Below are 26235 nucleotides of genomic sequence, written 5' to 3' on the forward strand. Positions count from 1 at the left end.
GTTTCAAAGCACGGCTCGTGCCTCCCTACCAGAAATAACGCTCATATATCCCTTATTTACACTATTAATTAAATTACGGCGTAAATGACGAAAATCTGGGGGAATTTCTCCCCGAAATCGCCGGAAACCAACCTACTCGAACAGGGGTAAAATCTGCATGCCGGGCACGGTCACGAGCCCTTTGTCGGTGATCCGGATTTCCGGGATGACCGAGAGCGGGATGAGATTGAAGCCCATGTAAGGCAGCGTGCATCCCGCCTGAGCCCACGCCCGCTTGAGCTTGGTCGACGCCTTCGCGACGTCCCGCGCCCGCAGATCCGAAAGCAGACCGGCGATCGGCAGTGCGACTTCGGCCACCACTTTGCCATGGCGGACGATACACACGCCTCCCCGGCTGGCTTTGATTGTGGCCAACGCAAGCTGCATGTCGGCATCATTCGTGCCAGCGATAATGATGTTGTGAGCATCGTGACCCACGCTGCTCGCCACCGCACCGGATTTCAGACCGAAGTTCTTCAACAGCCCGTGTGCGACTTCGCCTGATTTCCCATGGCGCTCCACCACCGTCACGAAACAGAGGTCGTGTTGGGCGAAGTGAGCGTCCCACGAATCGGCGGCTTCCAGCTCCACGCGGTCGTGGAACAGGATGATGCCGGGCAGCTCCGTGCGAATCGTGTTGGCCGTGACTTTCTTCGTCGGCAACGCCGGAGTGAGTTGGGGATTCCGGGGTAACTTGACCGTGCGATAGGCCGCTTTCGGGTAGCGATAGGGCTGACTCAACGCCTCTTCCAACAGCGGCGTAACGCGGCGGTTTTTCACCACGAGTTCGCCGCCATACCACGTGCACTGCGGCTCGAGGTCATCATTCATGAGCACCAGATCAGCCCGGCGCGCCGGGCCCATGCCGCCAATCTCGTTGTCCAGATGAAAGCGCGTCGCCGGATGCAGCGATCCCATGCTCAACGCCGTCTCGCGCGGCATTCCCGCTCGCATCGCCTCGCGGACCACCCAGTCCAGACCGAAGACAAACAAGTCGTCGGCGTCACGGTCATCGGTGCACACGCACACCCGCTTCGGGTTGGCCCCGAGTTCAGTGACCGTCTTGATGGCCTCCGGCAGCGAGTGCCACGGCGTCGTGGGCGGACCTCCGCGCAGAAAAACCCACACGCCGTTTTCCAGAAAATCGTCGGCAATATCGCGATCAATCGCCTCGTGCGTGTCATTGATACCGCTCGCGGCCCCTGCGGCCACGAACTCCCGTCCGTAGATGTGACCGCTGATGGGCTTACCCCGCTTGATGGCTTCGCCCAAAACGGCGTGGCTGCGTTCGTCGCCCATCGCGACCTGCACGAAATCCATTTTTTCCCCCAGGGCGACGGCCTCCGGCCACTTGTCAAAGAGTTGGCCGATCTTGGCGGCGGTCAGATCTCCCCCGGCGGTTTCAAACTTCGGCGAGGTCGCCGGCACCGTGCTGGGCACCGTGAGGAAAATATTTAGCGGCGCGACGCGGGCATCTTTGAGCATCCACTCAATACCGGCGACATCGCAGACGTTGCCGATTTCGTGACTGTCGCAAAAAATCGTCGTGGTGCCGTTGAGCAGGGCGGCTTCGGCATACGCACAGGCCGTCATCATGGAGCTCTCGATGTGGATGTGCGGGTCCACCAACCCGGGAGCGACGATGCCTCCCCTGGCGTCGAACGCTCGCGTCGCGGAGCCCTTCGTCTTCTTCCAGGTGCCCGCGGGTTTCACGGCTGCAATCCGGCCCGATTTGATCCAAACTTCTTTGCCCTCGTGAATCCGCTCCGTGTAGGTGGAGAACACCCGACCACCGCGAATCACCAGGTCCGGTTCGGCCTGTTGCATCGCCACGGCGGCGAGTTGGCGAGTGACGGTGTGCAGGGCGGGAACGGAGAATCGGGTCAACGGCATCCCCCAAGTTCAGCAAAGCCGGTGCCATCCGCCACCTTTTTCATTGGCGCAGCTCATGCTCCGGCCGAGCCTTTCTGTCATGCCTGCGCTCCGCTTCGCTCTCGTCCTGTTCGCCATCGCCGTCACGGCGAATGCCGATAATTTCAGCGCCCGTTTCGACGCCGTCAGAAGCCAGGCCACCCCGGAGCAACTCTACGCCCTGCTCTATGCTCTCCCCAAAGGCGGCGACCTGCACAATCATTTCGGCGGTGCCAATCGCTCGGAATGGATGTGGGCCATCCTCACCGATTCCGCCCGCAATGGCGGTGATGTATTTTATGCCCGCGAACGCTTTGACGCCGCGCCGGACGCCATCGCGGCGACCGCCCGTCACCACACAATCCGAGCCGCCACCTACCGAGCTTTGCCGCCCGCCCAACAACGCGAGTATGTCGCATTGACGGCCATGACCAGCAACGAACGGGACGCGTGGCTGAACGCGTTTCGCCTCGAAGCCCCGGGCGAAGGTCGCGCGGTGTTTTTTGAGGACCACTGGCCTCGGCTGGGCGACATCAACGCCAATCCGCACGTTCGCTTCGAACTTCTCGCGGAGAACATCAAAGCCTTCGCCGCCGAGGGCGTGCGTTATCTTGAACTCCAATTTGGCGTCCGCGGGATGCAGCACAACGATCTCTCCGACCTGTCCGACGCCGAGGCGGTCGCGATGATGGAGGCACGTCTGGCCCAGCCCGACATCGTGGCTACCGGACTGGAGCTGCGCTTTCTGGAAATGATTTTGCGCTTCGCTCCCGACGCCGAACAAGACCTGATCGACACCTACGCCTGGGTGGATGCGCACCGCGATCGCTGGGTCGGCATCAACATGGCCGGCATCGAGGAAAACGGCAAAGGCTACCCCCGCCGTTTTCTCGACACCTATCGACGCTTGCGGGCGAAGTATCCCACCCTCCCCCTCGCGATCCATGCCGGTGAAATGGACAGTCCCGATCACAACATTCGCGATACCCTGTTACTCGGCGCGTCCCGGATCGGTCACGGTGTGAACATTCTCGGCGACGAGGACACGCTCCTCATGTTGCAGCACAGCGATCGCACGTTGATTGAGGTTAATCTCATCTCGAACCGCTTGCTGGAATACGTGACCGACCTCGATCGGCACCCCTTCCCGGAGCTGCTTCGCACCGGCGTGCCGGTCTGCCTCAACACCGATGATCGCGGCATGTGGGACAGCAACATGACGGACGAATACTACACGGCGGTCACGCACTTCAATTTATCGTGGGCCGAACTCGTCCAACTTGGCCGCAACTCCCTCTCCCACGCCTTCGTGGAGGAGCCGGTCAAGTCACATCTGCTGGCCGCCTACGACGCTGACATCGCTGCTTTTGAAACGCGTTTTAGTCGAGGCACGATAGCCGACGCTCTGGCCGAACTCGAAGCCGTTTCACCGGTCACCTACGGCTACGGCCGTCGCAACTGGGGCTTCGGCTTCGCCGAGTAGAAACGCCTACAACGCCCACACGATTCGCAACGCCGCCCCCAGGTCCGGCGCCGGTCCGGTCAATCCGAACAGGACTTCGACATCGATGCTGAAGCGTTCGGACCAGGGGCGCGCCAGGCCGATTCCCATCGTCAGCGGCACATCGCCGGCGTCGTTCCACTCGACCAAAGCCTCCGCGTAGATATCGCCGACCTGATGGTAGTTTCGCCCCCACACCACTCCGGCAAAACCCAGGGATTCCCGGCCGCCGGCGGCGCGCTCCACCCAGTCCAGCGACGCCATCGCCTCCACCCAAGTATCCTCGGACAAGGGCTGACCGTAAATCAACACCACACCGGGTTCCCATTGTCCCTCGTGCATGGGCACCTTCGCATAAGGCAACAACGCCCACGCCGGGCCTTCGGCTTCATCACCCGAAAAATTCCACTTCGCTCGCACCCAGCCATCGCCCCATTCGTCGGCGCGATTCACCTGTCCCGGTGTCCCCGAGCGCTCTTCGGACCAACCATCGAAACCGATCTGAACATCCACCCCGTCGCCGACGCCGGTCGTCAACAAGATCGCCCCAAAACGACTGATCCGCTGGTGGCCATGCGCGTGCGAACGGTCCCATGCTCCCGCCGCCACGTCAGCTTCGATCAACCACGCGCCGGGCGCGACCGTCATGGGCGATTCCACCACCTGACCCGATAACGTGCAGCCCACAAGCATCCCGAACAGCAGTCCGTCAAGCGCTCTCATGTTTCATTTCACCCGCGTTGATTGCCGTCCGCCTCCCACTCCGTCGAGAGCTCCACGAGGTGAACGCCCAGACCAGTGAGAACAGCACCGCTCCCATGACCACCATCGCGGCCCCGATGGAGCAATCGAGCCATACCCCGAGACTCACTCCCCACCATGCACTGAGCGCCGCGTGGCCCACCGCGATAAAATGCATGCGACTCAAACGTTGGGTCAGCAAAGACGCCGTCGCTCCCGGCAGGATCAACATGGCGATCACCAAAATTGCCCCCACGGCCTCAAACGCACTCACCACCACGATGGATAACAACGCCATTAAGCCGTGGTGCACCCACGCCGGATTGATGCCCATGGCCCGGGACAGTCCGTCGTCGAACGAGGCCACCAACAGCTCTTTGTAGAAAGCCACGATGATGATCACGACGAACATCAATACGCCTGCCATGCGGACCAATGAAACCGGGCCCAGCACCGCCGCGCCCCACTCCACGAACGGCTCCAGCGGCACAAAAGCGATCTCGCCGTAAAGCACACACTCCGCATCCAAATCGATCTGTTGACTGTAAATCGAGGTGAGGAGCACGCCGATGGCGAACAGGGTTGAAAACGCGATGCCAATCGCCGCGTCCTGCTTCACCCGGGTGCGGCGATGAATGGCTTCGATCAACAACGTTGTGACCACCCCGGCCGCCAGCGCGCCCAGAAACATCGGCCACGTGCCCCGACTGCCCGACACCAGAAATGCGATCACCAGACCGGGCAACACGCTGTGACTCACCGCGTCCCCCATCAGCGCCATGCGTCGTAAAATCAGGTAATTGCCGACCAAACCACAGGCGGCCGTCACTAAAAATCCCATCAGTCCGATCCACCCGAACAGCGCCAGGTCTTCGGTCCATGGTGCGACCATCACGCGATGCCAGTCAAAAGCGGGAATCAGTTCGTTCATTCCCGGGTTCCTCCTGTATTCGTTTTCTCACCACCCGCTCGCGTCGCCGCGTCGAAGTGAATGTCGCGCGGTCCCGGGATCGCCTTGCCGTGCGGATCGACCGTCGCGTAGTTGAGCCGACGCTCCAATTCACGCACCACGGTTTCACCGAGCACGTGTTCGATCTTCTCCGCATCCTCGTGCACGTGATCCGGCGCGATGTTGGCCGAGTTGGTCAGATACAATTCCCAGAGACGGTGATTACGCACGATCTCCGCCGCGCGTTGGCGACCTTCCGGCGTGAAATAGACCACGTCCCGATCCACCGTCGCGAGTCCGTGCCGCATCAGGTTGCCACTGCGCGACAACGCTTCCTCGATGGTCTCGCGGCGACGCTCGGCGAGCGCGGACAAGGTCACCCCGACATCGCGAAAACCATCATCCTCCCATACATGATACAACGCTTTGAGCGTGTTTTCGCGCGAGGTGCGCGCCGCACTCTGGCGGTGCCGCCACCAGCGCGCCACCACGCCATGACGGGGTGCCAGAAAATACGCGCCCGCAAACACCGTCGACGCGCCGATCACCATCAACGGTCCGGTGGGCAGGCCGCGACCGATGAAGGAGAAAAACGCCCCGGCTGCTCCCGCCAGAATCCCAAACCCCGACGCCAACAGCAGCATGCGATGCAATCGATCCGTGAGCAGGTAGGCGGTCGCCGCCGGTGTAATCAGCATGGCGGAAACGAGCACCACACCCACGGCTTGCAATGCGATCACCGTCGCCGCCGCCAATACCAGCATGAGGCCATGATGAACCCACGCCGATGGAATGCCGCTGGAACGCGCAAAGCCTTCGTCAAAACTCGTCGCCAACAACTCCTTGTAAAACAGCGTCACCAGCACGACGGCCACGGTGGTCACCACCGCCATCAATGTGATGTCGTCCGCGCCGAGCGCCGCGGCTTGGCCGAAGAGAAACTTGTCCAACCCGCTCTTGTTGCCCGTCGGCAGCCGCTGGATCATCGTGACCAAACAGATGCCGGCGGCAAAAAACGACGCCAGCACGAGACCGAGCGCCGTGTCTTCCTTGAGCCGGGTTGTGCGCGTCAGCGCGGTGACCAACGCCGTGCCCGCCAAACCCGCCACCACCGCCCCGACAAAAATCGCCAGCGGGTCCTTCGTCATGCCCCACAGAAAGCCCAACGCCACGCCCGGCAGCACCGCGTGCGACAAGGCATCCCCCACCAAGGCCATGCGTCGCACCACGATGAAACTGCCCAACAGCCCGCAACTCAGGCCCAACAAAATCGACCCCGCCAACGCATAGCGCAGCGCCGCATCCCGGAAGCTCAAAAAGCGCAGCAATTGATCCCACCAATTGGTGTCGGCCAACGACTGCACACTGGCGGCATGGGCGAGATTGCTCGTGCCGACCACGAGCAAAAGCAACAGCGCCACGCGACGCCAAAGTTGACGACGAAGAATCATGTCAACCGCCTCCGCCACCATTGCCATTCGCGCCCAAAACGGTCGCGACCTCCGAGAGAATCGTGAGCCGCCCGCCGTAGGTTTTTTGCAGCTTCTCCGCCGTGAATACTTCGGCGGTCGGGCCAAAGGCCACGACGTTCATGTTCAGCAACAGCAGCGAATCAAAATACTGTTTCGCCGTCGGCAAATCATGGTGCACCACGATCAACGTTTTGCCCTGATCGCGCAGTTCCTTGAGCACGGCGATGATGGCGGATTCAGTCGCCGCATCCACGCCGGCAAACGGTTCATCCATGAAGTAGAGATCCGCTTCCTGCGCGAGCGCGCGCGCCAGGAAAACGCGTTGCTGCTGACCACCCGACAAATTGGAGATCTGCCGATTCGCATACGGCAGCATCTTCACCCGGTCGAGGCAGTCCCGGGCGATCTCTCGATCCTGGGCCGAGGGTCGACGGAGCAACCCCAACCGACCGTAACGGCCCATCAGCACCACATCCATCACGTTGACCGGGAAATCCCAGTCGACCGATTCGCGTTGCGGCACATAGCCCACCCGCGTCGGCACGTCCTTGAGGGGTTGGCCAAACGCTTTCACCCAACCGCTCTGCATCGGCAGCAGACCCATGCAGGCTTTGATCAAAGTGGATTTCCCGGCGCCATTGGGGCCAATGATGCCGATGAGCTGACCGGACGGCACCTCCAGATCCACGCCCCACAGAACGGGCTTCTTGTGATACGCGACCGTGAGATCGTGAATCTCCAACGGACACGTCGCGTTGCCGTTCTCGCTCATCGCAGCGCCTCCACGATGGTGTTGAGGTTGTGCTTCACCATGCCGTCAAAGGTGCCGAGGTCGTAGCCGTTTTCGACCTGACCGGGCGTGCCCATGGCATCGGAAAACAACTCGCCACCAATCGCCACTTTCGCATCGGTCGCGATACGCTCGATCGTTGCGTGCGGCACACTGGTCTCCACGAAGATCGCCTTGATTTCCCGGTTACGGATAAAGTCCACCAACGTAGCCATATCGGCCAACGCGGCTTCGCTCACGGTTGAAATTCCTTGCAGACCGATGACCTGAAACCCGTAGGCCCGGCCAAAATAACTGTAGGCATCGTGACTGGTCACCAGGATGCGTTTCGCTGCGGGCAACTCGGCACTCTTGGCCACGGCCCAATCGTGCAGTGCCGCCAGCTCCACCTTGGCGCGTTCGCCGCCTGCTCGAAAAGCCGCGGCGGCATCGGGTTGAGCCTCCACCAACCCGTCGACCACCGCATCCACACACTGCGCCCACAACGAGATATCAAACCAGATGTGCGGGTCGGGGTGGCCCGACTGTCCCGCCGGATGCAACAGCGTCTCATGCGGCAAATGGTCGGCAATGGCGTAAACATGCCGCCCGGCCCGTTGCATGCGGGTGAAGATGTCCGTCATCTTCCCTTCCAAAAGCAGACCATTGTAAAACACGACGTCCGCCCGCTGCAGCTTCCGCACATCGGATGCGGTCGCCTTGTAGAGATGGGGGTCCACCCCTGCGCCCATCAGCGTCTGCACCTGCACCCGCTCGCGGCCGATGCGTTCCACCAGATCCCCCACCATTCCGGTCGTGGCGACCACCTTCAACGGTGCCGTCGCACCGGAAACCGCCGCCGCACATCCTGCCGCCCAGAGGACCGCACTCCACCCGCGACGAATAAATCGAAGCATGTCGTATTTCATCAGCGTGCACCGAATCACGCTAATTTTTATAGTCAAGTAAGTTTATTAGCCTTGCCTAATTTTCACAAACTTCCGCTTCCGGCTTGCCGCAAACACCAACTGATTCGCACAGTCCCCGGCCATGTCGCAGGGATTCGCCCGCATCGTTTTTGCGCTCACCGCCGCGTTCTTCGCCGCCTTCTTTGTCTGGCCGATTCTGCAGATTCTGAAGGGCGGCTTCGTGGATGCCAACGGCGACCTCACCTTTGCTTACCTGATCGCCTTGCTGCAGGATCCGATTTACCTGCGCGGTCTCGCCAATTCATTCATGTTGGCCTGCGCGACGACCACGATCGCCTTTCTGGTTTCCATTCCCCTGGCCTTCGTGGCCGATCGTTTCAATTTCCCGCTCAAAGCCGCCCTCAGTTCCGTGGTGCTCATCCCCATGATCCTGCCACCCTTCGTCGGCGCGATCGGGATCAAACAGATTTTCGGCCAATACGGAGCGCTCAATGCGGCCATCATTAATCTGGGACTACAGCCCGAGGGGTGGGCCTACGATTGGTTCGCCGCCAATCGCTTTTGGGGCATCGCCTGCGTGCAGGCCCTTTCGCTTTATCCGATCGTCTATCTTAATGCCGTGGCCGCTCTCGCCAACATTGACCCGGCCATGGAAGAAGCCGCGCAAAACCTGGGCTGCCGCGGCTGGCGACGATTCTTCAAAATCACCCTGCCGTTGATCCGGCCCGGCTTGTTCGCCGGCGGCACCATCGTCTTCATCTGGGCCTTCACCGAACTCGGCGTGCCGTTGATCTTCGACTATCCGCGTGTGACGTCGGTGCAGATTTTTTACGGGCTCAAGGAAATCGGCGGCAACCCGTTCCCCTACACGCTCGTCACCGTGATGCTCGCCTGCACTGTGGCGCTCTACGCACTCGGTAAAGGCCTGTTCGGCCGCAAAGCCCACGCCATGATGGCCAAGGCGACCAGCAGCGGCGGCGCGAAAAAGCTCCGTGGCTGGCAAGGTTGGCTCTGCACCGGGATGTTCGTCGGCGTCACCCTGCTCGCCGTGCTACCGCACATCGGCGTGGTCTTGGTGTCGTTTGCCAACGACTGGTATCGCACCGTGCTGCCCAGTTCGTTCACGCTGGAAAACTACGAGATCGCCCTCGGCCACGGCCTGACCGTGCCCGCCATCGCCAACTCCCTGAAGTTTGCCAGCGTCTCGACCATCATCGATGTCATCCTCGGCATCGCCATCGCCTACGTCGTCGTCCGATCAAAAATTCGCGGCCGGGGCATCCTGGATTTCCTGTCCATGCTACCGTTGGCGGTGCCTGGTATCGTGCTCGCGTTCGGCTACCTCGCCATGAGTCAGGAGGGTCGTTTCTTCGACTTCCTCAATCCGATCGAAAATCCGACCGTGCTGTTGATCATCGCCTACTCCGTGCGTCGTCTGCCCTACGTGGTGCGCTCCGCGGTGGCGGGCTTTCAGCAGACCAGCGAAACCCTCGAGGAGGCCGCCCAGAACCTTGGCTGCCCGCCCCTCAAAGCGACCGCGAAAGTCACCCTGCCGCTTATCGCCGCCAACCTCATCGCCGGCGCCCTGCTGGCCTTTGCCTTCGCCATGCTGGAGGTATCCGACTCACTGATACTTGCGCAAAAGCAGGCGTTCTACCCCATCACCAAGGCGATTCTGGAACTCTTCCAACTGCTCGGTGACGGCAAGTTCATCGCCAGTGCGCTGGGCGTCTGGGCCATGGCGTTCCTGGGGGTGACCATCGTCGGCATGAGTCTGCTGCTGGGTAAAAAACTCGGGGCGATCTTCCGCGTTTAAGCCGACATGCCTTATCTGATCGCGGTCTCGCTGCTCTGGGCCTTCTCCTTCGGCATGATCAAGGTCGGGTTGTCCGATCTCGACTCCACCGCTGTGGCCATGGTGCGGCTGACGTTCGCATTGATCGTCTTTCTGCCTTTCTTCCGCCCCCGGCAAACGCCCCGGGTCGCCGCCACGCGTTTCATGGCGATCGGGGCCGTGCAATTCGGGCTCATGTATGCGTTCTATATCGCGGCGTTCCGCTACCTGCAGGCCTACGAAGTGGCCATGTTCACGATCTTCACCCCGATCTACGTGGTGCTGTTCGACGGGGCCCTCGAACGTCGGCTGGATCGGCGGGCGCTGGGCGCGGCCGCGCTCGCGCTCGTCGGCGCCGGTATCCTGAAATGGCGCAGCGGGATCAGCGACGCCGGACTGGTCGGCTTCTTCCTCATGCAGGGGTCCAACCTTTGTTTTGCCGTCGGCCAGATCGCCTATCAACGCACGCGCCGTCGTTGGCACAAGCTGACCGATGCGGCACTCTTTGGCTGGCTCTACCTCGGCGCGATCGCGGCGGCCGGAATCATTTCGTTGGCCATCACTGATTGGACGACCTTCCGACCTTCCCGTGAGCAATGGGGAGCGCTCGTTTATCTCGGTGTGCTGGCGTCCGGATTGGGGTTCTTCGGCTGGAATGTCGGCGCCACCAAAGTCAATGCCGGCACCTTGGCGGTGTTCAATAATCTCAAGATACCACTGGCGGTGGGCGTCGCCTTGCTCGCCTTCGGCGAATCGGCCGATCTACTTCGCCTCAGCCTCAGTCTCGCCCTCATGCTGATCGCCCTCTACCTCACCGAACGCCAACCCGGCTCAGTGTAACCATAATGGTTACACTTCCCCTCGTTCTCATGCGCTTTCCCCGAACTTTTTTCCCGGCCTTGGCGGCCATTCTGACTTTGGCCGCCGCGCCGATCCACGCGGTGACCGAGGACATCAACTCGCCCCACGGCCGACTCCGCGTGGAAGTCGACACATCCGACGGACTCACCCTGCGGGCGTGGCTCGACGGCCGCGTCGTGCTCGAGCCCGCGCCCTTGCGATTGAACCTGAGTGATGGCCGCTCGCTGGGGACGGATGCCTCGACCATGACCCTTTCCCGTCGGCGCAATCGCGGCGTGGTGACGCCGGTAATCAAACAAAAGAGCGCCACGATTCCGGACAACTTCAACGAAGCCACGTTCACGTCTGCGGAATTCTCCGTGGCTGTTCGCGTCTACGATGACGGCCTTGCCTACCGCTTTTCGACAACTCTCGGTGGCACGATCGAAGTGACGGGCGAAGCGGTCCCGTTGGCATTCCCCGCCGGCACCCGCACCCTGTTTCCGGAAGAGGAGTCGTTCATGTCGCACAACGAACGCTCCTACCTCGATTTCGAACTCGCCGACATCACGTCGCCCCGATTCGCCTCGCTCCCCGTATTGTGCACCACGCCCGCCGGCATCCGGGTGGTCTTCACCGACGCCGATTTGTTCGACTATCCCGGCATGTTCGTGCGTGGCACCGGCGGTTCGGTCCTGACGCCGACCTTTCCGCCTTATCCGTTGGAGATCGTGCCCGCCGAAAATGGCACGTCCGATCGCAATGTTGAGATCAAGCAAGTCGGCGATTTTATTGCCCGCACGTCCGGCACGCGGTCGTTTCCGTGGCGCACCTATGTCGTCACCGACGACGATCGCGATTTGATCACGAGCCAACTCGTCTTCCTCCTGTCGCGCGAATGTGAACTGGCGGATACCAGCTGGATCAAACCCGGCACGGTCGCGTGGGATTGGTATAATGCCAACAACCTGATCGGCGTCGATTTCGAGAGCGGTATCAACAACGACACTTACAAATTCTACATCGATTTCGCCGCCCGTTTCGGGATCAACTACGTCATTCTCGATGAGGGTTGGTCGGCGGCCACCACCAATCTCTTCGAACCCAATCCCGACATCGATGTGCCGGAACTCGTGGCCTACGGTGCCGCACGCAACGTCGGTATCATCCTGTGGTCGCTCAACGAACCGCTGGCCAAGGATCGCGATGCGTTGCTCGACCTCTACGCGAGTTGGGGCGTCAAGGGCGTGAAGATTGATTTCATGCAGCGCAACGACCAGCTCATGGTGAACTTTTATCATGACACCGCCGTCGCCGCCGCCGCGCGCCATCTGTTGGTCGACTACCATGGCGCATTCAAGCCCTCCGGTTTGCGCCGCGCTTATCCCAACGTGATCTCCTACGAAGGCGTGAAGGGCAACGAGAACAACAAGTGGAGCGCCGACGTCACTCCGGAGCACAATGTCACCATTCCGTTCATACGCATGGTGGCGGGACCGATGGACTACACGCCGGGCGCGATGGTGAACACCCACCCCGCCAACCACCGCATCAGCCATTTTCGACCAATGGGCATCGGCACGCGTTGTCACGAAATCGCCAAATACATGGTCTACGAAAGCGCGCTGCAGATGTATTGCGAGCTGCCGTCGCTTTATCTGAAAGAGGTGGAATCCATCACTTTCATGGCATCGATCCCGACCGTGTGGGATGAAACCCGCGTGATCGAAGCGAGTGTGGGCGACTACGTCGTCATCGCGCGACGCCATGGCGACACGTGGTATCTGGGCGCGATGACCGACGATGCCGCGCGCGAGTTTTCCCTCCCCTTGGAATTCATCGGCCCGGGCGAATTTGAAGCGACGATCATGCAGGACGGCGTCAATGCCGCCAAGCACGCCGAGGACTACCGACAAGTGAAGCAGACTGTCGACGCCGACACGACCTTGTCGCTGCGTCTCGTGGGCAACGGCGGTTGGGCCGCCATCCTGCGACCGGTTGAGTGACACCTATTCGCGACGCTGGTCACGAAACGAGGCCCCGCCCTCGTCCCAGCGGCCGGTTTGCACCGTCTGCGCCACCGCCACATTACGCAGCGCCTCCTGCACATCGCCGTCATGGGGATGCTTCAGCCGCAACACTTCCACCGCCGCCATTGCTGCGGTGAGATCGCCGACTCGAAGGCAGGCCGCCGTCAGGGCGAGTCCGGCTTCACGGTTGTCGGGCTCCGCTTCGCACCAACATTGAAAAGCAAAAATCTCCGTCGCGGGTAGATCCAGTTCCGCGGCCGCCGCGGCCAGTTGTTTTAATCCACCGGCACTCCAGGGATCGAGCGCCAGAATCGCATCCGCGGTTGTCAGACTCGCGGCCGCGTCGGGAGATGTTTTCTTCTGCCCCCATAAACCGCGGGCCAGTTTCAAGCCGCCTTTGGCGCGTCCCAAGAAAGACCGCCCCCGGGGAGATTTTTGAATTCGGGCCTGACGTTCCCAGCGCCGCACCACGAGACAACCGGGATGCGCCGCCAGAATCTGTCGGGACGCGGCGATCACAAAATCGTGATTGCCCTGCTCCAAGGACGTTCGCACCTGCGTCGCTAGTTTCTGCAGTCCGGGGTCCAGGGCACTGAGCGCGACTTCCGGCATGACGGCGTTTCGTTACAAAATGGTGAGATCTTGCTCCGCGGCCTTCAGCAAGCGCGCGTAGCCAGCGGCGACCACCTCAGGCGTGGGACCCTCGATTAATAAACGCAGCTTGGGCTCTGTGCCGGAGTAGCGGACCAACACCCGACCGCTTTCACCCATTTCGGATTCCAGCGCGGCTATCTCAGTTTGCAGTGCCGAACACGCTGCCAACGGTGTTTTGGACTCCACTTTGACCGCGCCACTCCGCTGCGGAAACTTGGTTAACACCCGCCGCAACTCACTGAGCGGTTGGCCGGTCAAATACATGATGCGCAACACCCGCAGCGCCGCCCCGAGTCCATCACCGGTCGGTCCAATCTCGTCGCAGATGATGTGGCCGCTGGATTCACCGCCGAGTCCGGCTCCCTCCGCGCGCATGCATGCGCTGACGTAGCGATCACCCACATCGGTGCGCAATACGCGACCACCGACCGCTTTTACCGCCGCATCCACCCCCAGATTACTTTGCACGGTAATGACCAACGTGTCGGCCACCAACTCACCCCGCTGCTTCGCATCCGTCGCCAGAATCGCGAGAACCTCATCACCATCGAGCACGTCGCCGTGCTCATCACAAAATACGACGCGATCGCCATCGCCATCGTGCGCGATGCCCAGTCGGGCGTGTGCCGTCACCACACGGGCGGCCAGCTTCTCCGGATGCTCGGACCCCACCCCTTCGTTGATATTCTTCCCATCGGGGGCGTTGCCCACGGCGATGATTTCCGCCCCCAATTTTCGGAGCACCGCTCCGCTCGTTTGCACCGTCGCACCGTGAGCGGTATCAAGAACGATCTTCCAACCGCGAAGTGCATCGGCCGGCAATTGTGTGCTCATGGCCGCGATGTAATCGGCGATGGCCGTGTCATCGATCGGCAACCCGACCGCACGCTCCGCCGCGGCGGCGAGCAGGCTGGACTCAATGATCACTTCCTCCTCATCGGTAAGCTTGATGCCGGTGGCGGTGAAAAACTTGATGCCATTATCGGCGGCGGGATTGTGCGAGGCCGTCACCACGACCCCCAGGACGGCGTCACTCGCTCGCACCGCCCGAGCCACCGCCGGCGTGGGGAGCACGCCCAGAGACACCGGCTGCAAACCCGCGGCGGCCAGTCCGCCCGCCACGGCGGCGACGAGGGCTTCACCCGATCCGCGCGAATCACGTCCAATCAAGACGCGCCCCGAACCGCCGGCCCAGATCCCGGCCGCCTCCGCCAACCGTGCCGCAAACGCTTCGTTGATCAGCGGGCCACCAAACGGACCACGCACCCCGTCGGTGCCGAAATAGATGCGTTTCATGCGCCGTAGAATTCGCGGGTGGCGGCAATCTTGGCCTGCACGGCACCTCCGAGCAGCGACTCACGAGCCGGGGCCAGCCCGTCCCGCACGGAGTCAACCTTGCCTGTCGCCCACAGCCCCAGCGCCGCGTTCAATACGATCGTGTCCACCAATCCCGGCGGCCCCTTTCCGGCCAGCACGGCATCGACGATGGCCAGATTGTGCGCGACATCTCCTCCCTTCAGATCCTCGAAAGACCCGACCGGCAAACCAAACTCCGCCGCGGTCCAGCGGGTATCGATGTGCCCCAGCCGACCGACCCCGCGCACTCGATTCTCCGTCGCGGTCGTGACTTCATCGATGCCCTGGCCTTCCCCGATCACGCCATGGGCAACAAGACCCGCCTTGGTATCGAGCAGCGACAGCACCGCCGCCATGCGCTCCACCCACGATTCCGCAAAAACGCCCAGCAGAACATGCGCCGGCCGACCGGGATTGATCGTGGGTCCCAAAATATTGAATACCGTGCGCCGGCCCTGGGCCGCGAGCGCCTTGCGCACCGGCACGATGTGCTTGAACGCGGGATGAAACGCCGGGGCGAAAAAGAAGCAGAACCCCAATTCATCGAGCGCTCCCCGCAACTGCTCGACCGGTGCATCCGTCTTCACGCCCAATCCCGCCAACAAATCGGCACTCCCGCAGGCGGATGTGATGCCACGATTGCCATGCTTCATCACCTTCACCCCCGCACTGGCCAATACCAAAACCACCATGCTCGAGATATTGAAGCCTCCCGAGTGATCACCGCCGGTGCCCACAATATCGATGGCGTCGGCGGCGTGAGCCTCCACGCCCGGATCGATGGCGCGAGTCCGGAACGAGCGTGCAAAAGCCGCGATTTCCGCCGCAGTTTCTCCCTTGTCGGCCAGGGCGACCAAAAAATTGGACTTACTTTGCGCGTCGACTTCGGCGGACGCCAAAGCCGCGGCGGCACTTTCGACTTCCGCGGCAGTTAATTCCTGCGCGGCACGCAGACTTTCGGTCAAAGGGGCTAGGTCAGACATCGCAGAAGCACCCCATGCGGAATTGCCCCGAGCGCAAAGCCAAATCTGGACACGGCAGATGCGTTGTGGGAGCCAAGACGGGTGCGTGTATTGATTTTGCTTCTCACCCTGCTGACCTTTTCGTCGCTTCATGCGGCGGATTCCGCCTCCCCTCCGGGAACCGAAGCGGCGGAAGCAAGCCGTCTAAGCAAACGTGATGCGGTCATACTGGGCGTGGTGGAAGGTATCACCGAGTTTCTGCCGATTTCCTCGACGGGGCATTTGATCGTGACCAACCACGCCCTCGGACTGGACGCAGACGACCCCCTGTTCGATGACAACGGCCAACCCTTGTGGGCCAGACCACCCTCGGCGGAGGATCCGGTCGGCGTGCCGCTCACCCTCAAACTCGCCGCCGACACCTACATCGTCGTGATTCAAGTCGGGGCGATCGCGGCGGTGATGTTCATTTTCTGGCCATCCATCGCGGGCATTCTCCGCGGCCTCACGGGCCACGACCCCGTTGGCCTGCGCCTGCTCCGCAATATCGCGCTGGCGTTTTTCCCCGTCGTTTTCGTCGGACTGGCCTTCGATGACTGGATCGATGCCAATCTTTTTTCCATTCCCACGGTGATCGCCGCCCTGGTGGTGGGCGCGGGCTTCATGTGGTTTGCCGAACGCTGGCGGAAACAACGTGCGACCGTCACCGACAAAGCCCCGGCGGACTTAACCCCGCGCGAAGCCGTCCAGATCGGATTCATCCAATGCCTAGCGTTGTGGCCGGGCATGAGCCGCTCCATGGTCACCATGGTGGGCGGATATTTCAGTGGTTTGGCCCCGGCCAAAGCGGCCGAATTCAGCTTTCTCGTCGGACTGCCCGTGCTGGGCGGAGCGGCGGTTTACAAGGGCTGGCAAGCCGGACCGGCCATGATTTCGCTCTTCGGCTGGACCGAAATGCTCATCGGCGGAGCCGTCGCCACCCTCGCAGCGGGCGCGGCCGTAAAATTTCTGGTCTCTTATCTCCAGAAATTCGGCTTGGGCGCATTCGCCATCTACCGGGTGGTGCTCGCAGGGGCACTCGCGATCTGGATGCTTGACTGAGCGCGACTTAGCGTCGGACGGGATAATCGCTTGACGACCGCCAGCGCCGCCATTTATTCCCTCGCCTTTACCACTTTTGAAAGGCTCGATTCCCGCAGCCTTCTGATCCTTTAACCACCGTCCGTCATGGCCCAACCAAAACGTAAACATTCCAAACGCCGCAGCGCCACGCGCCGCGCCGCCAACGCATTCAAGGCTCCTGAGCTCGCCATCGATCCTACGGACGGTTCCGCCGTTCGCCCGCACCGCGTCAACCCCAACACGGGTATGTATCGCGGTCGCCAGGTGCTCGACGTCAACGTCTGAGCCCTTCCCCTTGGCAAAACGCATCCGTCCGGCAACCTAAGCGGATGGAATCCACTCAAGGCGATACCCGCCGCATCGCGCTCGACGCGATGGGTGGGGACTTGGGCTCGGCCGAAGTGGTCTCAGCCCTCCGTCTCGCCCTGGACGAGTTCCCGGACCTGTGTCCGGTAACGATTCTGGGCGATGAAGCGGAGCTCGGCCCCCTGCTCGACCAAGCCAAACTTTCGGCGCACCCGAAAGTCACCCTCCACCACACCGCCGAGGTCATCACCATGGGCGATGAGGTCATGACCGCGATCAAACGAAAGCGGGACTCCTCCATGCTCAAAGCCATCGAGCTGGTCAAGGAGGGCGCCGCCCGCGCGGTGGTGAGCACCGGCAATACGAAAATCCTCGTTTCAGCCGGGACTTTGAAGCTGCGAACGCTCGCCGGCATTGAACGGCCCGCGCTCGCCCCCGTCATCCCCCGTGAAGGCGGCCATTTTATTTTGATCGATGCCGGAGCCAATCCAGAGGCCAAATCGATGCACCTCGTGCACAACGCCATTCTGGGCAGCCACTACGCCCGCATGGAGCTGGGCATCGAGAAACCCCGCGTCGGCCTCCTCACGATCGGCACCGAGGAAGGCAAAGGCAACTCGCTGATCAACGACACGCACGAACACCTCAAGGCGCTCGGAGATCTGGTCCATTACGTCGGCCCCGTGGAAGGGTTTCAGGTTTTCTTCGATCACGTCGACGTGATCGTTTGCGATGGATTCACCGGCAACATCTGCCTCAAGAGCTGGGAATCCCTGTCCAAATTTTTCCGCAATGAACTGAAAGCCCAGATGCTTTCATCCCCGTTGCGACGCTTGGGCGGCATGATGGCCCGAGGCGCGTTCACCGGCCTGCGTCATCGCATCCAACCCGAACGTTATGGCGGGGCGCCGTTGCTCGGTCTGCGCGGCACCGTGCTCAAAGCCCACGGCTCGGCCAATCGCTACGCGCTCATGAACGCGCTCGGAGACGCCAGTGAGTTTATCCGCGTCGATCGCACCAGTCGGATCGAGGCTGATATCGATCGAGCCAACAAGATCTTGCGCCCGGAACCAGTCGACGTCAGCGAACTCTGACGTCCCTCTTCTCCCTGCCTTCATGTCAGACCAGATTTTTGCCATTTTAGGCACCGGTTCCTATGCCCCTGAGCGGGTCATGACCAACGATGATATTGCCACGGTAGTGGAGACGTCCGACGAGTGGATTGTCACCCGCACCGGGATCAAGGAACGCCGCATCGCTGCCGAGGGCGAAATGACGTCCGACATGGCCACCGCCGCCGCCCGCGCCGCCTTGGCCGATGCCGGTCTGGCCCCGACGGACATCGACCTGGTTATCGTCGCCACCCTCACCCCGGACATGCCAATGCCGGCCACCGCCTGTATCGTGCAGGCCAAGCTCGGGGTCGCTCCACACGCGGCGTGTTTCGACGTCAACGCCGCCTGTTCCGGGTTTATCTACGGCTTCGACACCGCTTGGGCGATGCTCCAATCGGGTCGCTACCGCCACGCACTCGTCATCGGGGCGGAAAAACTTTCATCCGTGCTCGACTGGTCCGACCGCACCACCTGCGTGCTGTTCGGTGATGCGGCGGGTGCCGTGGTCATGGGCCCCGCTCCGACCGGCTCGACGGCGGAAATCATCGGCGCCCGGCTCTATTCCGAGGGTGGCAACACCGAGTTGTTGTGCATTCCCGGCGGGGGCTCGAACCATCCCGCTCCCGCTCCGGGTGATCCCCCACGACACATCCAAATGAAAGGCCGCGAGGTCTTTAAGTTCGCCGTGCGCGAGATGGACGATGCCGCTCGAGACATTCTGGAACAACATGGCGTCGAGGCGGACGAAGTAAGTTGCGTGATTCCGCACCAAGCCAACCTGCGGATCATCGATTCCATCGCCCAATATCTCGAAATTCCCGTTGATCGCTTTTATATCAATCTCGACCGTTACGGAAACACTTCGGCGGCGTCTATTCCCTTGGCGATCGATGAAGCTCGCCGCGTTGGTCGAGTCAAACCGGGTGATCTCACCCTGCTCGTCGCCTTTGGGGCAGGCTTGACCTACGGTAGTGCGTTGGTTCGCTGGTAAACCTCTCATGTCCCCTTTTTCGATGCGTCGCTTTAGTGCCTATATCTTCCTTGCTTTGTTTACCGTCTTCGCGGCCCAGATTCGGGCGGAGTTGATTTGGACTCCCGGTGACGGTTGGAAAATCGAAGGCGGGGCGCTGTCAGGTCTCGTCGGCTCCGACGCCCGCAACGCCCTCGAACTGATGAACAAGGCCCGCGCCGCCGAGGAAGCCGGCAAACGCCGCACCGCGCTGCGCGCCTACAAAAAAGTCACCAAGGTCTACGGCAACTCGATCTACTCGCCGGAAGCCTACTACCGCACCGCGCACCTGCGCCTCCAAGGTCGCCAGTATTACAAGGCCTTTGAAGCCTTTCAGCGCATCATGACGCTCTACCCCAACACCGACCGCTTCAACGAAGTGCTGGGAGAACAATACCGCATCGCCGAAGACCTGATGAACGGCGCGCGCAACTATTATTTCGGCATCATTCCCGCCTTCCGCAGCCGCGAACGCGCCATCACCTACTTCGAGTGGGTGGTCGCCAATGCCCCCTACAGCGACTACGCGCCGCTGGCTTTGATGAATGTCGCCAAGACCCATCAACGCCTCGACAACACGCCCTACGCCATCGATGCGCTGGACCGATTAATCAATAACTACGCCCAAAGCCTGCTCGCCCCCGACGCCTACTTGGAACTCGCCAAGACGCACGCGTCGCTCGTGGACGGTCCGCTCTACGATCAGGAGTCCACCCGCGAGGCGATCACCTATTTTGAGGACTACATGATCCTCTTCTCGGAAGACGAAGGTCTGGCCGAAGCGCAACAAGGTCTCGACGAGATGCGCACCGTATTCGCCGAGAGCAAAATGATCCTCGGCGACTACACCATGAAGTATAACAAAAATCTTCGTGGTGCCCGCGTGTTCTACAACGAAGCCATCACGTCGTTCCCCAACTCGGCCGTCGCCGCCCGGGCGCGGGAGAAACTCGACATCATCGACGCCCGCGAAGCCGAACTGGGCATCAGTTCCGACAACGACGCCGATGCTGCTCGGCGCGCCAACACGCCCGCCCCGAAGCCCAAGCGTAAGAAGTTCCTGGGAATCTTCTAACGCTGTTTCGCCCGTTTTCGCCCCTGCCCCCTCGATCCGGAATGCCAAGTTCGTCCGCATTCCGTCTGCATCGTTTCGCCTTCGTCATCGCGACGAGTTGGATGGCGATGATGGTGATGGCCGGCTGTTCCCACTACCGCCTCGGCACCGGATCCGACCGGGTGAGCTTCGAAACTCTCTACATCGCGCCGATCTCCAATGAGGCCGCCGTGCCTCAGGCCGTGGCTACGGTTTCACGGGCCTTGCGCTCGGCCGTGATTCGCGATGGTCGGGTTCGTCTCGCCGCCGACGCCGCTTCCGCCGACGCCGTGCTGCAGGTCACGCTCTCCGATTACGGGCGCACCTTCAGCGCCGTGCAAGCCACCGATACGGCTCTCGCCCGCAAGTTCGACCTCGAACTCATCGCTCGTTGCGATCTCACCGATCAACGCACCGGCGAGGCTTTGTTCAAAAACCGCCGGATCATGGTCACGCGCCAAATCTACGTGGACGACGGACAAAATCCGGCCGAATACCAAGCGCTCCCGCAGCTCGCGGATCAATTGGCGGACTGGGTCGCACACGCTGTGCTCGACGTCTGGTAGTTCGATCACTCGAATCGGGGGCGTGAAGCTCGCTCCTCTCCTCGCGCCCTCCCTTTTGGCCGGTGATCACGCCGCCCTCGGCGACAGTGCCGAAGTCGTTCCCCACCACGGTCTCTCCTGGCTGCACGTCGACATCATGGATGCGCATTTCGTGCCCAACCTGACATTTGGCCCCGAGGTGGTCGCCGCGCTGCGCCGCCGTTCCGCCCTGGCGGATACGTTTTTCGACACCCACCTCATGCTGGACGAACCCCATCGCTACGTGGAGGCGTTTGCCCAGGCCGGTTCGAGTCTCATCAGTATTCACATCGAGCCGTCCTACGACCACGCCGGCACCCTCGCCCGGATCCGCGAACTCGGTTGCCAGAATGGCATCGTGCTTAATCCCGATACTCCGGCCGAGGCCGTCGAATCGTTGCTCGACCAGGTCGATCTCGTGCTGGTCATGACCGTTCAACCCGGTTTTGGCGGACAAAGCTTTCGCACGTCGATGATGCCCAAGATCGCTCAGCTCGACCGCTGGCGCCAGGAGCGCGGGCTCAACTTCCGGCTCGAAGTCGATGGCGGCGTCGACCTCACGACCGGACCGCTTTGCCGGGAGGCGGGTGCGGACACGTTTGTGGCCGGCACCGCGTTCTTCAAAGCAACCGATCGCGCCGCTTTCGCTGCCGCCGTGGCGGCGTGGTGACCTACCGTCACGACGCTTCGTCCAGCGCGAACAGTTCGATCAATCCGATGCCGGATTGGTTCGGCACGGCCGATTCCAGAATGACGGTGTAAACGCCCGGAGCCAGGTTCAGCAGAATCGCGGCATCCCGGCTGCCGATCGTCATCAGATCCGCGCTCCCGGTCGCCAACATGGCCGCGCGCACCAGACCGTTATCGTCGTCGAACGACCAATCATCGCCCACGGCTTGCACTCTGCCACTGGCATCCACCACGCGTATGATCGGGTCGGGCAAAGCTTCCGCGATTCCGAAACGACGCAGGGCCGGTCCCAAACCGCGAATCAACAAGCGCTGGCTACCCGGTCCATCGACCACGAATCCCGCGACCATGTTGCCTCCGGTCGGGACCCAACAGCGAAAAGATAGATTCAGCAGCTGCTCCGCGCTCACATCCGCCGATCGGGGCGAACGGTAAATCTCCAGAAGGCCGGTCCCGGTCGCGTCCCGCGCCCCGAGATGCGCGGTATGAGTCCCCGCGCGCAGCGACCGGAGTTGCACCACATCGCCGGCCCCCGTGACCAACGGGAACGCACCGAAATGGGCCGCGACCAACGACTCCCATCGTGAGTCAATGGCGGCGGACGATGGCCGGGGATCAGTCTCATGATCGTCGTCGAAAAGTTGAATCCACGGCGCCGCCGCCGCGTTGGGCACGCCAAACTGAGCCAACGTCGGCCCCACGCCGCGCACCAAATACGGTTGCAGCCCGTCACCCTGCGTGACCCACCCCACCACCGCCGTGCGATCCCCGGTGCCGATCGCGGCCCGCGCTGACAGATTGGCCAGTCCGCCCGCCTCGTCTTCGGTCGGCGTCACGGCAAAGCGGCGTGACCGCGCGATACCACGACCATCGACCCAGTCGGCCCGGTAGGTTTCCCCTGTCCCAGAGGTATGCAAGGGCACCGCCAGCGACCCGCTCTGCGCCACCATCGCTTGATCGCGCTCCCGCATCCACTGCACGCGGCGACGCAACTTGGACTCCGCCCCCGATTCCATGATCACGGTGCGATCCTGACGTCCGTCCAGGGACGCTGCGTTCGTGAGATCGACCGCCTCCGCCCGCGACCGAAACATCGGATGATACGCCAACCCAGCCATATCATCCGCGACCAAACCATCAATGCCGTCGGCCGCCAACTGCGCGCAGCGGGTGGCATCATTCACCGTCCATGCCCAGACGATCATGCCGCTGCCATTGAGTCGCGCGATCACATCCGCGTTGAGGTCACTGTGTCGCCAGGACAACAAGCTGATCCCGTCGCGTCGGGCCGCCGCGAGGTCCGCGTCGGATAAATACCCCGCCCCGAGCCACCCGACTTGCACGTCTGGGCGCGCTTGTTTCAATTCCACCAACCAACGGTAATTGAAGTGCATGACGTAGCCGTCGGGCCGCCAGGGGACCGTATCCAACAGCGCCACCATTTGCGCCACGGTGCCGCTTTTGCACTCCATCATGGGCGCGGCATCGGTTTGGATCTCGCGCAACGTCTGCTCAGCGGTGGGCACACGTTGGGCACCGATACGCGGATGAAATCGGGCACCGGCATCAAGACGGGTGATGTCCGCCGCCATCATCGCGGCGACCGTGCCCGTGCCGTTGGTTGTGCGATCGACCGTCGGGTCATGCATGACGACAAACTGCCCGTCGACGGTGACCCGCACGTCAAATTCGACGTAGTCCGCGACCAGCTTGGCTGCGGCAAAAGCCGCGAGGGTATTCTCCGGATAATCCCAGGATGACCCGCGGTGCGCCGCCAACAGCAATTTTGCTTCCACCACGTGAGGAACTAGCAGACCCGCGATCAAGCTGACCAACGCAGGAAGACGCGGGGGGGTGACGCGATAAGGAGAAACAGGAACGAAACCCGAAGACCGGGCGACGAAAAGATTCACGGCTGATGAGAGGTGCTTTCCTCATCAGCGGTCCGTTTGGGGGTCTCAACTCAAATCAATGGAGGTCTCCATCTTAGGAGACACGCTAATGAACGATGGGGTTACTCGGCCGACCACTTGAAGATCGTCGTGCTCAACGGCGGGATCGTCAGCGCGAGGCTTTGGGCAAAGCCGTCCGCTTCGACATCCTGCGTGTGCACCTCGCCACCATTGCCGAGTCCGGAGCCACCGTAATATTCGCTGTTCGAGTTAATCACCTCGCGCCAGCGTCCGCGGCGCGGCGCCCCGATGCGATAGTTTTCCCGCGTTTGCGGCGTGAAGTGTCCCACGATGAGGAACAGCGTCTTCTCGTCCTTTTCCTGTCGCAGGTAGGAAATGACGCTCCCCTCGGTATCGTGCGCCGCCACCCAACGGAATCCCGCGGGGTCGAGGTCGCTGGAACTGAGCGCCGGTTCGTTGCGGTAAAGATGATTCAGGTCCTTCACGAGCAGGCGCACGCCCTCGTGATCGATATATTGGCAAAGATCCCAGTCGAGGCTGCCCGCGTATTTCCATTCGTGGGACTGCCCGAATTCACAGCCCATGAAGAGGCATTTCTTACCCGGCCATCCCCACATGTGAGCGTAAAGCGCGCGCAGATTGGCCGCCTTTTCCGGGATGTGCCATGCTCCCATTTTGTAGAGCATTGAGTTTTTTCCGTGCACGACTTCGTCGTGGGAGAAGACCGTCACAAAATTTTCCGACCACTGGTAGAGCGCGCCAAACGTCAGCTCGTTCTGGTGCCATTTGCGATGAATGGGATCCTTTTGGAAGTAGCTCAGCGTGTCGTGCATCCAGCCCATGTTCCACTTGAAGTCGAAGCCGATGCCGCCGTCGGCCACGGGTTTACTGATCCCGGCAAAGGCGGTCGACTCCTCGGCAATCATCAGCACCCCCGGGTAGTAGTCGTGCACGAGGCGGTTGGTTTCGCGCAGGAAATCAATGGCCTCGAGATTTTCCCGGCCACCGTGGCGATTGGGGATCCATTCTCCTTCGTTGCGCGAATAGTCGAGGTAGAGCATCGAGGCGACGGCGTCCACGCGCAGGCCGTCGATGTGATAGCGGTCGAGCCAGGCGAGTGCATTGGCCACGAGGAAACACCGCACCTCGTTGCGCCCGAAATTAAAGATCAACGTGCCCCAATCCATGTGCGCGCCCTGACGCGGATCGGCGTGTTCGTAGAGGTGCGTGCCGTCGAACTCGGCCAACGCAAAGGTATCGCGGGGGAAGTGAGCCGGCACCCAGTCGAGAATGATGCCCAGGCCGCGTTGGTGCAGATGATCGACGAAAAACGCAAAATCGTCCGGCGAGCCGAAGCGATGGGTCGGCGCGTAGAAGCCGGTGACCTGGTAACCCCATGAGCCTTCGAACGGATGTTCTGCCAAGGGCATGACCTCGATGTGGGTAAAGCCCATTTCGAGCGCGTAGTCGGCCAGCATGGGCGCGAGTTCGCGATAGTTGAACGGGCGTCCCCCGTCCTCCATCTGCCGCTTCCACGAGCCGAGGTGAACTTCGTAGATTGAAATCGGGCGATCGATTGTTCCGGCTCCGGCGGCGCGTTGCTCCATCCACGCTTGATCGCCCCAGGCGTGATTGCGGGTGCCGTGCACGATGGAGGCGTTGCCGGGAGGCGCCTCAAAATACGTGCCGTAAGGATCGGTTTTGACCCGGAGGTGATTGCGCTGGTCGAGCAGCTCGAATTTGTAGAGCTCGCCTTCCTTCAGCCCCGGGATGAACAGCTCCCACACACCGGACGAGCCCAGAGAACGCATCGGGAAGTAACGGCCGTCCCAGTGATTGAAATTACCGACCACGGAAACGCGTTTCGCGCTGGGAGCCCACACCGCGAAGGCCACGCCCTTCACGCCGTCGATTTCGCGCACATGCGCCCCGAGCTTTTGGTAAATCCGATGCTCGTTTCCTTCGTTGAACAAATACAGATCCTGCTCTCCCAGCGTGGGCAGAAAACTGTAGGGGTCGAAAAACTGCCGCATCTCACCCGAGCCGTAATGCGCCCGGAGTTGGTAGGGGAAAACCTTGCGTCGCCGGGGAATGAATACCTCGAACAGCCCCGTATCGGCCAAACACTCCATGCCGAAACTCTTGCCGGTCGCCGTCTCGACGACGTCACAGCCGGTGGCACCGTGAATAAAACAACGCACGACCAATCCGGATAACTTGCCCCGTTTGGCGGGGTGCATGCCGAGCACATCGTGGGGGCTGGCTTCTTGAGCGTTATTCAGGACGTCGATTTGCTTGGGGGATAAAGTCACAATAAAACGGGAGAGGCGAACAGGTTGGGTGCTGGCGGCGAGCGCGTCGAGTCACTAGCGCGGCATTCCCACGGTCCGGGCAAGTGGAACGGATCGCGAGCTTC

The 26235-nt window shown here is 61.6% G+C and carries 22 protein-coding genes; 11 read left to right on the forward strand and 11 right to left on the reverse strand.

Annotation, left to right across the window (positions count from 1 at the left end; all coding sequences use genetic code 11):
• Positions 1-132 precede the first annotated feature (132 nt).
• Positions 133-1932, reverse strand: coding sequence for an adenine deaminase (locus tag PXH66_RS09875; RefSeq protein WP_330931423.1), 1800 nt, complete (start codon positions 1930-1932; stop codon positions 133-135).
• 79 nt (positions 1933-2011) lie between these two features.
• Here PXH66_RS09875 and PXH66_RS09880 point away from each other — a divergent pair, with 79 nt between their 5' ends.
• Positions 2012-3433, forward strand: coding sequence for an adenosine deaminase family protein (locus PXH66_RS09880; protein WP_330931424.1), 1422 nt, complete (start codon positions 2012-2014; stop codon positions 3431-3433).
• Positions 3434-3439: 6 nt separating this feature from the next.
• Here the strand turns inward: PXH66_RS09880 and PXH66_RS09885 are convergent, their stop codons facing one another.
• The 5 genes from PXH66_RS09885 to PXH66_RS09905 are packed head-to-tail and all read right to left on the reverse strand — an operon-like array spanning position 3440 to position 8299.
• The gene (locus PXH66_RS09885; RefSeq protein WP_330931425.1) at positions 3440-4174 is read right to left on the reverse strand and encodes a hypothetical protein; all 735 of its coding nucleotides are present in this window, start codon (positions 4172-4174) and stop codon (positions 3440-3442) included.
• Complete coding sequence (locus tag PXH66_RS09890) at positions 4161-5123, reverse strand: metal ABC transporter permease (RefSeq protein WP_330931426.1); 963 nt, start codon at positions 5121-5123, stop codon at positions 4161-4163. Before PXH66_RS09890 ends, PXH66_RS09885 begins: the two co-directional genes overlap by 14 nt.
• Entirely contained in the window at positions 5120-6592 is a 1473-nt protein-coding gene (locus PXH66_RS09895; RefSeq protein WP_330931427.1) for a metal ABC transporter permease, read from the reverse strand. The genes PXH66_RS09890 and PXH66_RS09895 overlap by 4 nt, the downstream gene beginning before the upstream one ends.
• A gap of 1 nt (position 6593) precedes the next feature.
• Positions 6594-7385 carry a metal ABC transporter ATP-binding protein gene (locus tag PXH66_RS09900; RefSeq protein WP_330931428.1) on the reverse strand — a complete coding sequence of 264 codons (792 nt, stop codon included), beginning with the start codon at positions 7383-7385 and terminating at the stop codon, positions 6594-6596.
• On the reverse strand, positions 7382-8299 hold the full coding sequence (locus tag PXH66_RS09905; protein WP_330931429.1) for a metal ABC transporter solute-binding protein, Zn/Mn family: 918 nt from the start codon (positions 8297-8299) through the stop codon (positions 7382-7384). The genes PXH66_RS09900 and PXH66_RS09905 overlap by 4 nt, the downstream gene beginning before the upstream one ends.
• A 133-nt stretch (positions 8300-8432) precedes the next feature.
• Here PXH66_RS09905 and PXH66_RS09910 point away from each other — a divergent pair, with 133 nt between their 5' ends.
• The 3 genes from PXH66_RS09910 to PXH66_RS09920 are packed head-to-tail and all read left to right on the forward strand — an operon-like array spanning position 8433 to position 12991.
• Positions 8433-10127 carry an ABC transporter permease gene (locus PXH66_RS09910; protein ID WP_330931430.1) on the forward strand — a complete coding sequence of 565 codons (1695 nt, stop codon included), beginning with the start codon at positions 8433-8435 and terminating at the stop codon, positions 10125-10127.
• 6 nt (positions 10128-10133) lie between these two features.
• Positions 10134-10985, forward strand: coding sequence for an EamA family transporter (locus tag PXH66_RS09915; RefSeq protein WP_330931431.1), 852 nt, complete (start codon positions 10134-10136; stop codon positions 10983-10985).
• Positions 10986-11014: 29 nt separating this feature from the next.
• Positions 11015-12991, forward strand: coding sequence for a glycoside hydrolase family 97 protein (locus PXH66_RS09920; protein WP_330931432.1), 1977 nt, complete (start codon positions 11015-11017; stop codon positions 12989-12991).
• A 3-nt stretch (positions 12992-12994) separates the two neighbouring features.
• Here PXH66_RS09920 and PXH66_RS09925 read toward each other — a convergent pair whose 3' ends face one another.
• The 3 genes from PXH66_RS09925 to trpD are packed head-to-tail and all read right to left on the reverse strand — an operon-like array spanning position 12995 to position 16008.
• Positions 12995-13627 carry a tetratricopeptide repeat protein gene (locus PXH66_RS09925; protein ID WP_330931433.1) on the reverse strand — a complete coding sequence of 211 codons (633 nt, stop codon included), beginning with the start codon at positions 13625-13627 and terminating at the stop codon, positions 12995-12997.
• Between the two features lie 12 nt (positions 13628-13639).
• Positions 13640-14965, reverse strand: a complete 1326-nt coding sequence (locus tag PXH66_RS09930; RefSeq protein WP_330931434.1) for a phosphohexomutase domain-containing protein — start codon at positions 14963-14965, stop codon at positions 13640-13642.
• Positions 14962-16008: an anthranilate phosphoribosyltransferase gene (gene trpD, locus PXH66_RS09935; RefSeq protein WP_330931435.1), complete on the reverse strand. Its 1047-nt coding sequence runs from the start codon at positions 16006-16008 to the stop codon at positions 14962-14964. The genes PXH66_RS09930 and trpD overlap by 4 nt, the downstream gene beginning before the upstream one ends.
• Positions 16009-16089: 81 nt before the next feature.
• Between trpD and PXH66_RS09940 the strand changes: the two genes are divergently transcribed.
• The 7 genes from PXH66_RS09940 (at position 16090) to rpe (ending at position 21886) form a co-directional block, all read left to right on the forward strand.
• A complete protein-coding gene (locus PXH66_RS09940; RefSeq protein WP_330932341.1) occupies positions 16090-17088 on the forward strand; it encodes an undecaprenyl-diphosphate phosphatase in 999 nt (332 codons plus the stop codon).
• 126 nt (positions 17089-17214) lie between these two features.
• The gene (gene rpmF / locus PXH66_RS09945) at positions 17215-17394 is read left to right on the forward strand and encodes a 50S ribosomal protein L32 (RefSeq protein ID WP_330931437.1); all 180 of its coding nucleotides are present in this window, start codon (positions 17215-17217) and stop codon (positions 17392-17394) included.
• Between the two features lie 44 nt (positions 17395-17438).
• Positions 17439-18509: a phosphate acyltransferase PlsX gene (gene plsX / locus PXH66_RS09950; RefSeq protein ID WP_330931438.1), complete on the forward strand. Its 1071-nt coding sequence runs from the start codon at positions 17439-17441 to the stop codon at positions 18507-18509.
• Positions 18510-18531: 22 nt separating this feature from the next.
• Positions 18532-19521, forward strand: coding sequence for a beta-ketoacyl-ACP synthase III (locus tag PXH66_RS09955; RefSeq protein WP_330931439.1), 990 nt, complete (start codon positions 18532-18534; stop codon positions 19519-19521).
• Between the two features lie 7 nt (positions 19522-19528).
• Complete coding sequence (locus PXH66_RS09960) at positions 19529-20614, forward strand: tetratricopeptide repeat protein (protein ID WP_330932343.1); 1086 nt, start codon at positions 19529-19531, stop codon at positions 20612-20614.
• Between the two features lie 41 nt (positions 20615-20655).
• Positions 20656-21198 (forward strand): LPS assembly lipoprotein LptE, encoded by a 543-nt coding sequence (locus PXH66_RS09965; RefSeq protein ID WP_330931441.1) that lies wholly within the window; start codon positions 20656-20658, stop codon positions 21196-21198.
• Positions 21199-21220: 22 nt separating this feature from the next.
• Positions 21221-21886 (forward strand): ribulose-phosphate 3-epimerase, encoded by a 666-nt coding sequence (rpe, locus tag PXH66_RS09970; protein WP_330931442.1) that lies wholly within the window; start codon positions 21221-21223, stop codon positions 21884-21886.
• Positions 21887-21893: 7 nt separating this feature from the next.
• On the opposite strand, the gene PXH66_RS09975 is transcribed toward rpe, so the two are convergent.
• Both PXH66_RS09975 and glgB read right to left on the reverse strand, forming a co-directional pair.
• Positions 21894-23819: a glycerophosphodiester phosphodiesterase gene (locus PXH66_RS09975; protein ID WP_330932344.1), complete on the reverse strand. Its 1926-nt coding sequence runs from the start codon at positions 23817-23819 to the stop codon at positions 21894-21896.
• 101 nt (positions 23820-23920) lie between these two features.
• A complete protein-coding gene (gene glgB, locus PXH66_RS09980; RefSeq protein ID WP_330931444.1) occupies positions 23921-26131 on the reverse strand; it encodes a 1,4-alpha-glucan branching protein GlgB in 2211 nt (736 codons plus the stop codon).
• Between the last annotated feature and the right edge of the window lie 104 nt (positions 26132-26235).

It is taken from the genome of Synoicihabitans lomoniglobus (assembly GCF_029023725.1).
Classification (GTDB): domain Bacteria; phylum Verrucomicrobiota; class Verrucomicrobiia; order Opitutales; family Opitutaceae; genus Actomonas; species Actomonas lomonigloba.

Coding starts and splice junctions, on each gene's coding strand:
- PXH66_RS09875 (WP_330931423.1), bottom strand. CDS start 1,932: ATGCCGTTGACCCGATTCTCCGTTCCCGCCCTGCACACCGTCACTCGC.
- PXH66_RS09880 (WP_330931424.1), top strand. CDS start 2,012: ATGCCTGCGCTCCGCTTCGCTCTCGTCCTGTTCGCCATCGCCGTCACG.
- PXH66_RS09885 (WP_330931425.1), bottom strand. CDS start 4,174: ATGAGAGCGCTTGACGGACTGCTGTTCGGGATGCTTGTGGGCTGCACG.
- PXH66_RS09890 (WP_330931426.1), bottom strand. CDS start 5,123: ATGAACGAACTGATTCCCGCTTTTGACTGGCATCGCGTGATGGTCGCA.
- PXH66_RS09895 (WP_330931427.1), bottom strand. CDS start 6,592: ATGATTCTTCGTCGTCAACTTTGGCGTCGCGTGGCGCTGTTGCTTTTG.
- PXH66_RS09900 (WP_330931428.1), bottom strand. CDS start 7,385: ATGAGCGAGAACGGCAACGCGACGTGTCCGTTGGAGATTCACGATCTC.
- PXH66_RS09905 (WP_330931429.1), bottom strand. CDS start 8,299: ATGCTTCGATTTATTCGTCGCGGGTGGAGTGCGGTCCTCTGGGCGGCA.
- PXH66_RS09910 (WP_330931430.1), top strand. CDS start 8,433: ATGTCGCAGGGATTCGCCCGCATCGTTTTTGCGCTCACCGCCGCGTTC.
- PXH66_RS09915 (WP_330931431.1), top strand. CDS start 10,134: ATGCCTTATCTGATCGCGGTCTCGCTGCTCTGGGCCTTCTCCTTCGGC.
- PXH66_RS09920 (WP_330931432.1), top strand. CDS start 11,015: ATGCGCTTTCCCCGAACTTTTTTCCCGGCCTTGGCGGCCATTCTGACT.
- PXH66_RS09925 (WP_330931433.1), bottom strand. CDS start 13,627: ATGCCGGAAGTCGCGCTCAGTGCCCTGGACCCCGGACTGCAGAAACTA.
- PXH66_RS09930 (WP_330931434.1), bottom strand. CDS start 14,965: ATGAAACGCATCTATTTCGGCACCGACGGGGTGCGTGGTCCGTTTGGT.
- trpD (WP_330931435.1), bottom strand. CDS start 16,008: ATGTCTGACCTAGCCCCTTTGACCGAAAGTCTGCGTGCCGCGCAGGAA.
- rpmF (WP_330931437.1), top strand. CDS start 17,215: ATGGCCCAACCAAAACGTAAACATTCCAAACGCCGCAGCGCCACGCGC.
- plsX (WP_330931438.1), top strand. CDS start 17,439: ATGGAATCCACTCAAGGCGATACCCGCCGCATCGCGCTCGACGCGATG.
- PXH66_RS09955 (WP_330931439.1), top strand. CDS start 18,532: ATGTCAGACCAGATTTTTGCCATTTTAGGCACCGGTTCCTATGCCCCT.
- PXH66_RS09960 (WP_330932343.1), top strand. CDS start 19,529: ATGTCCCCTTTTTCGATGCGTCGCTTTAGTGCCTATATCTTCCTTGCT.
- PXH66_RS09965 (WP_330931441.1), top strand. CDS start 20,656: ATGCCAAGTTCGTCCGCATTCCGTCTGCATCGTTTCGCCTTCGTCATC.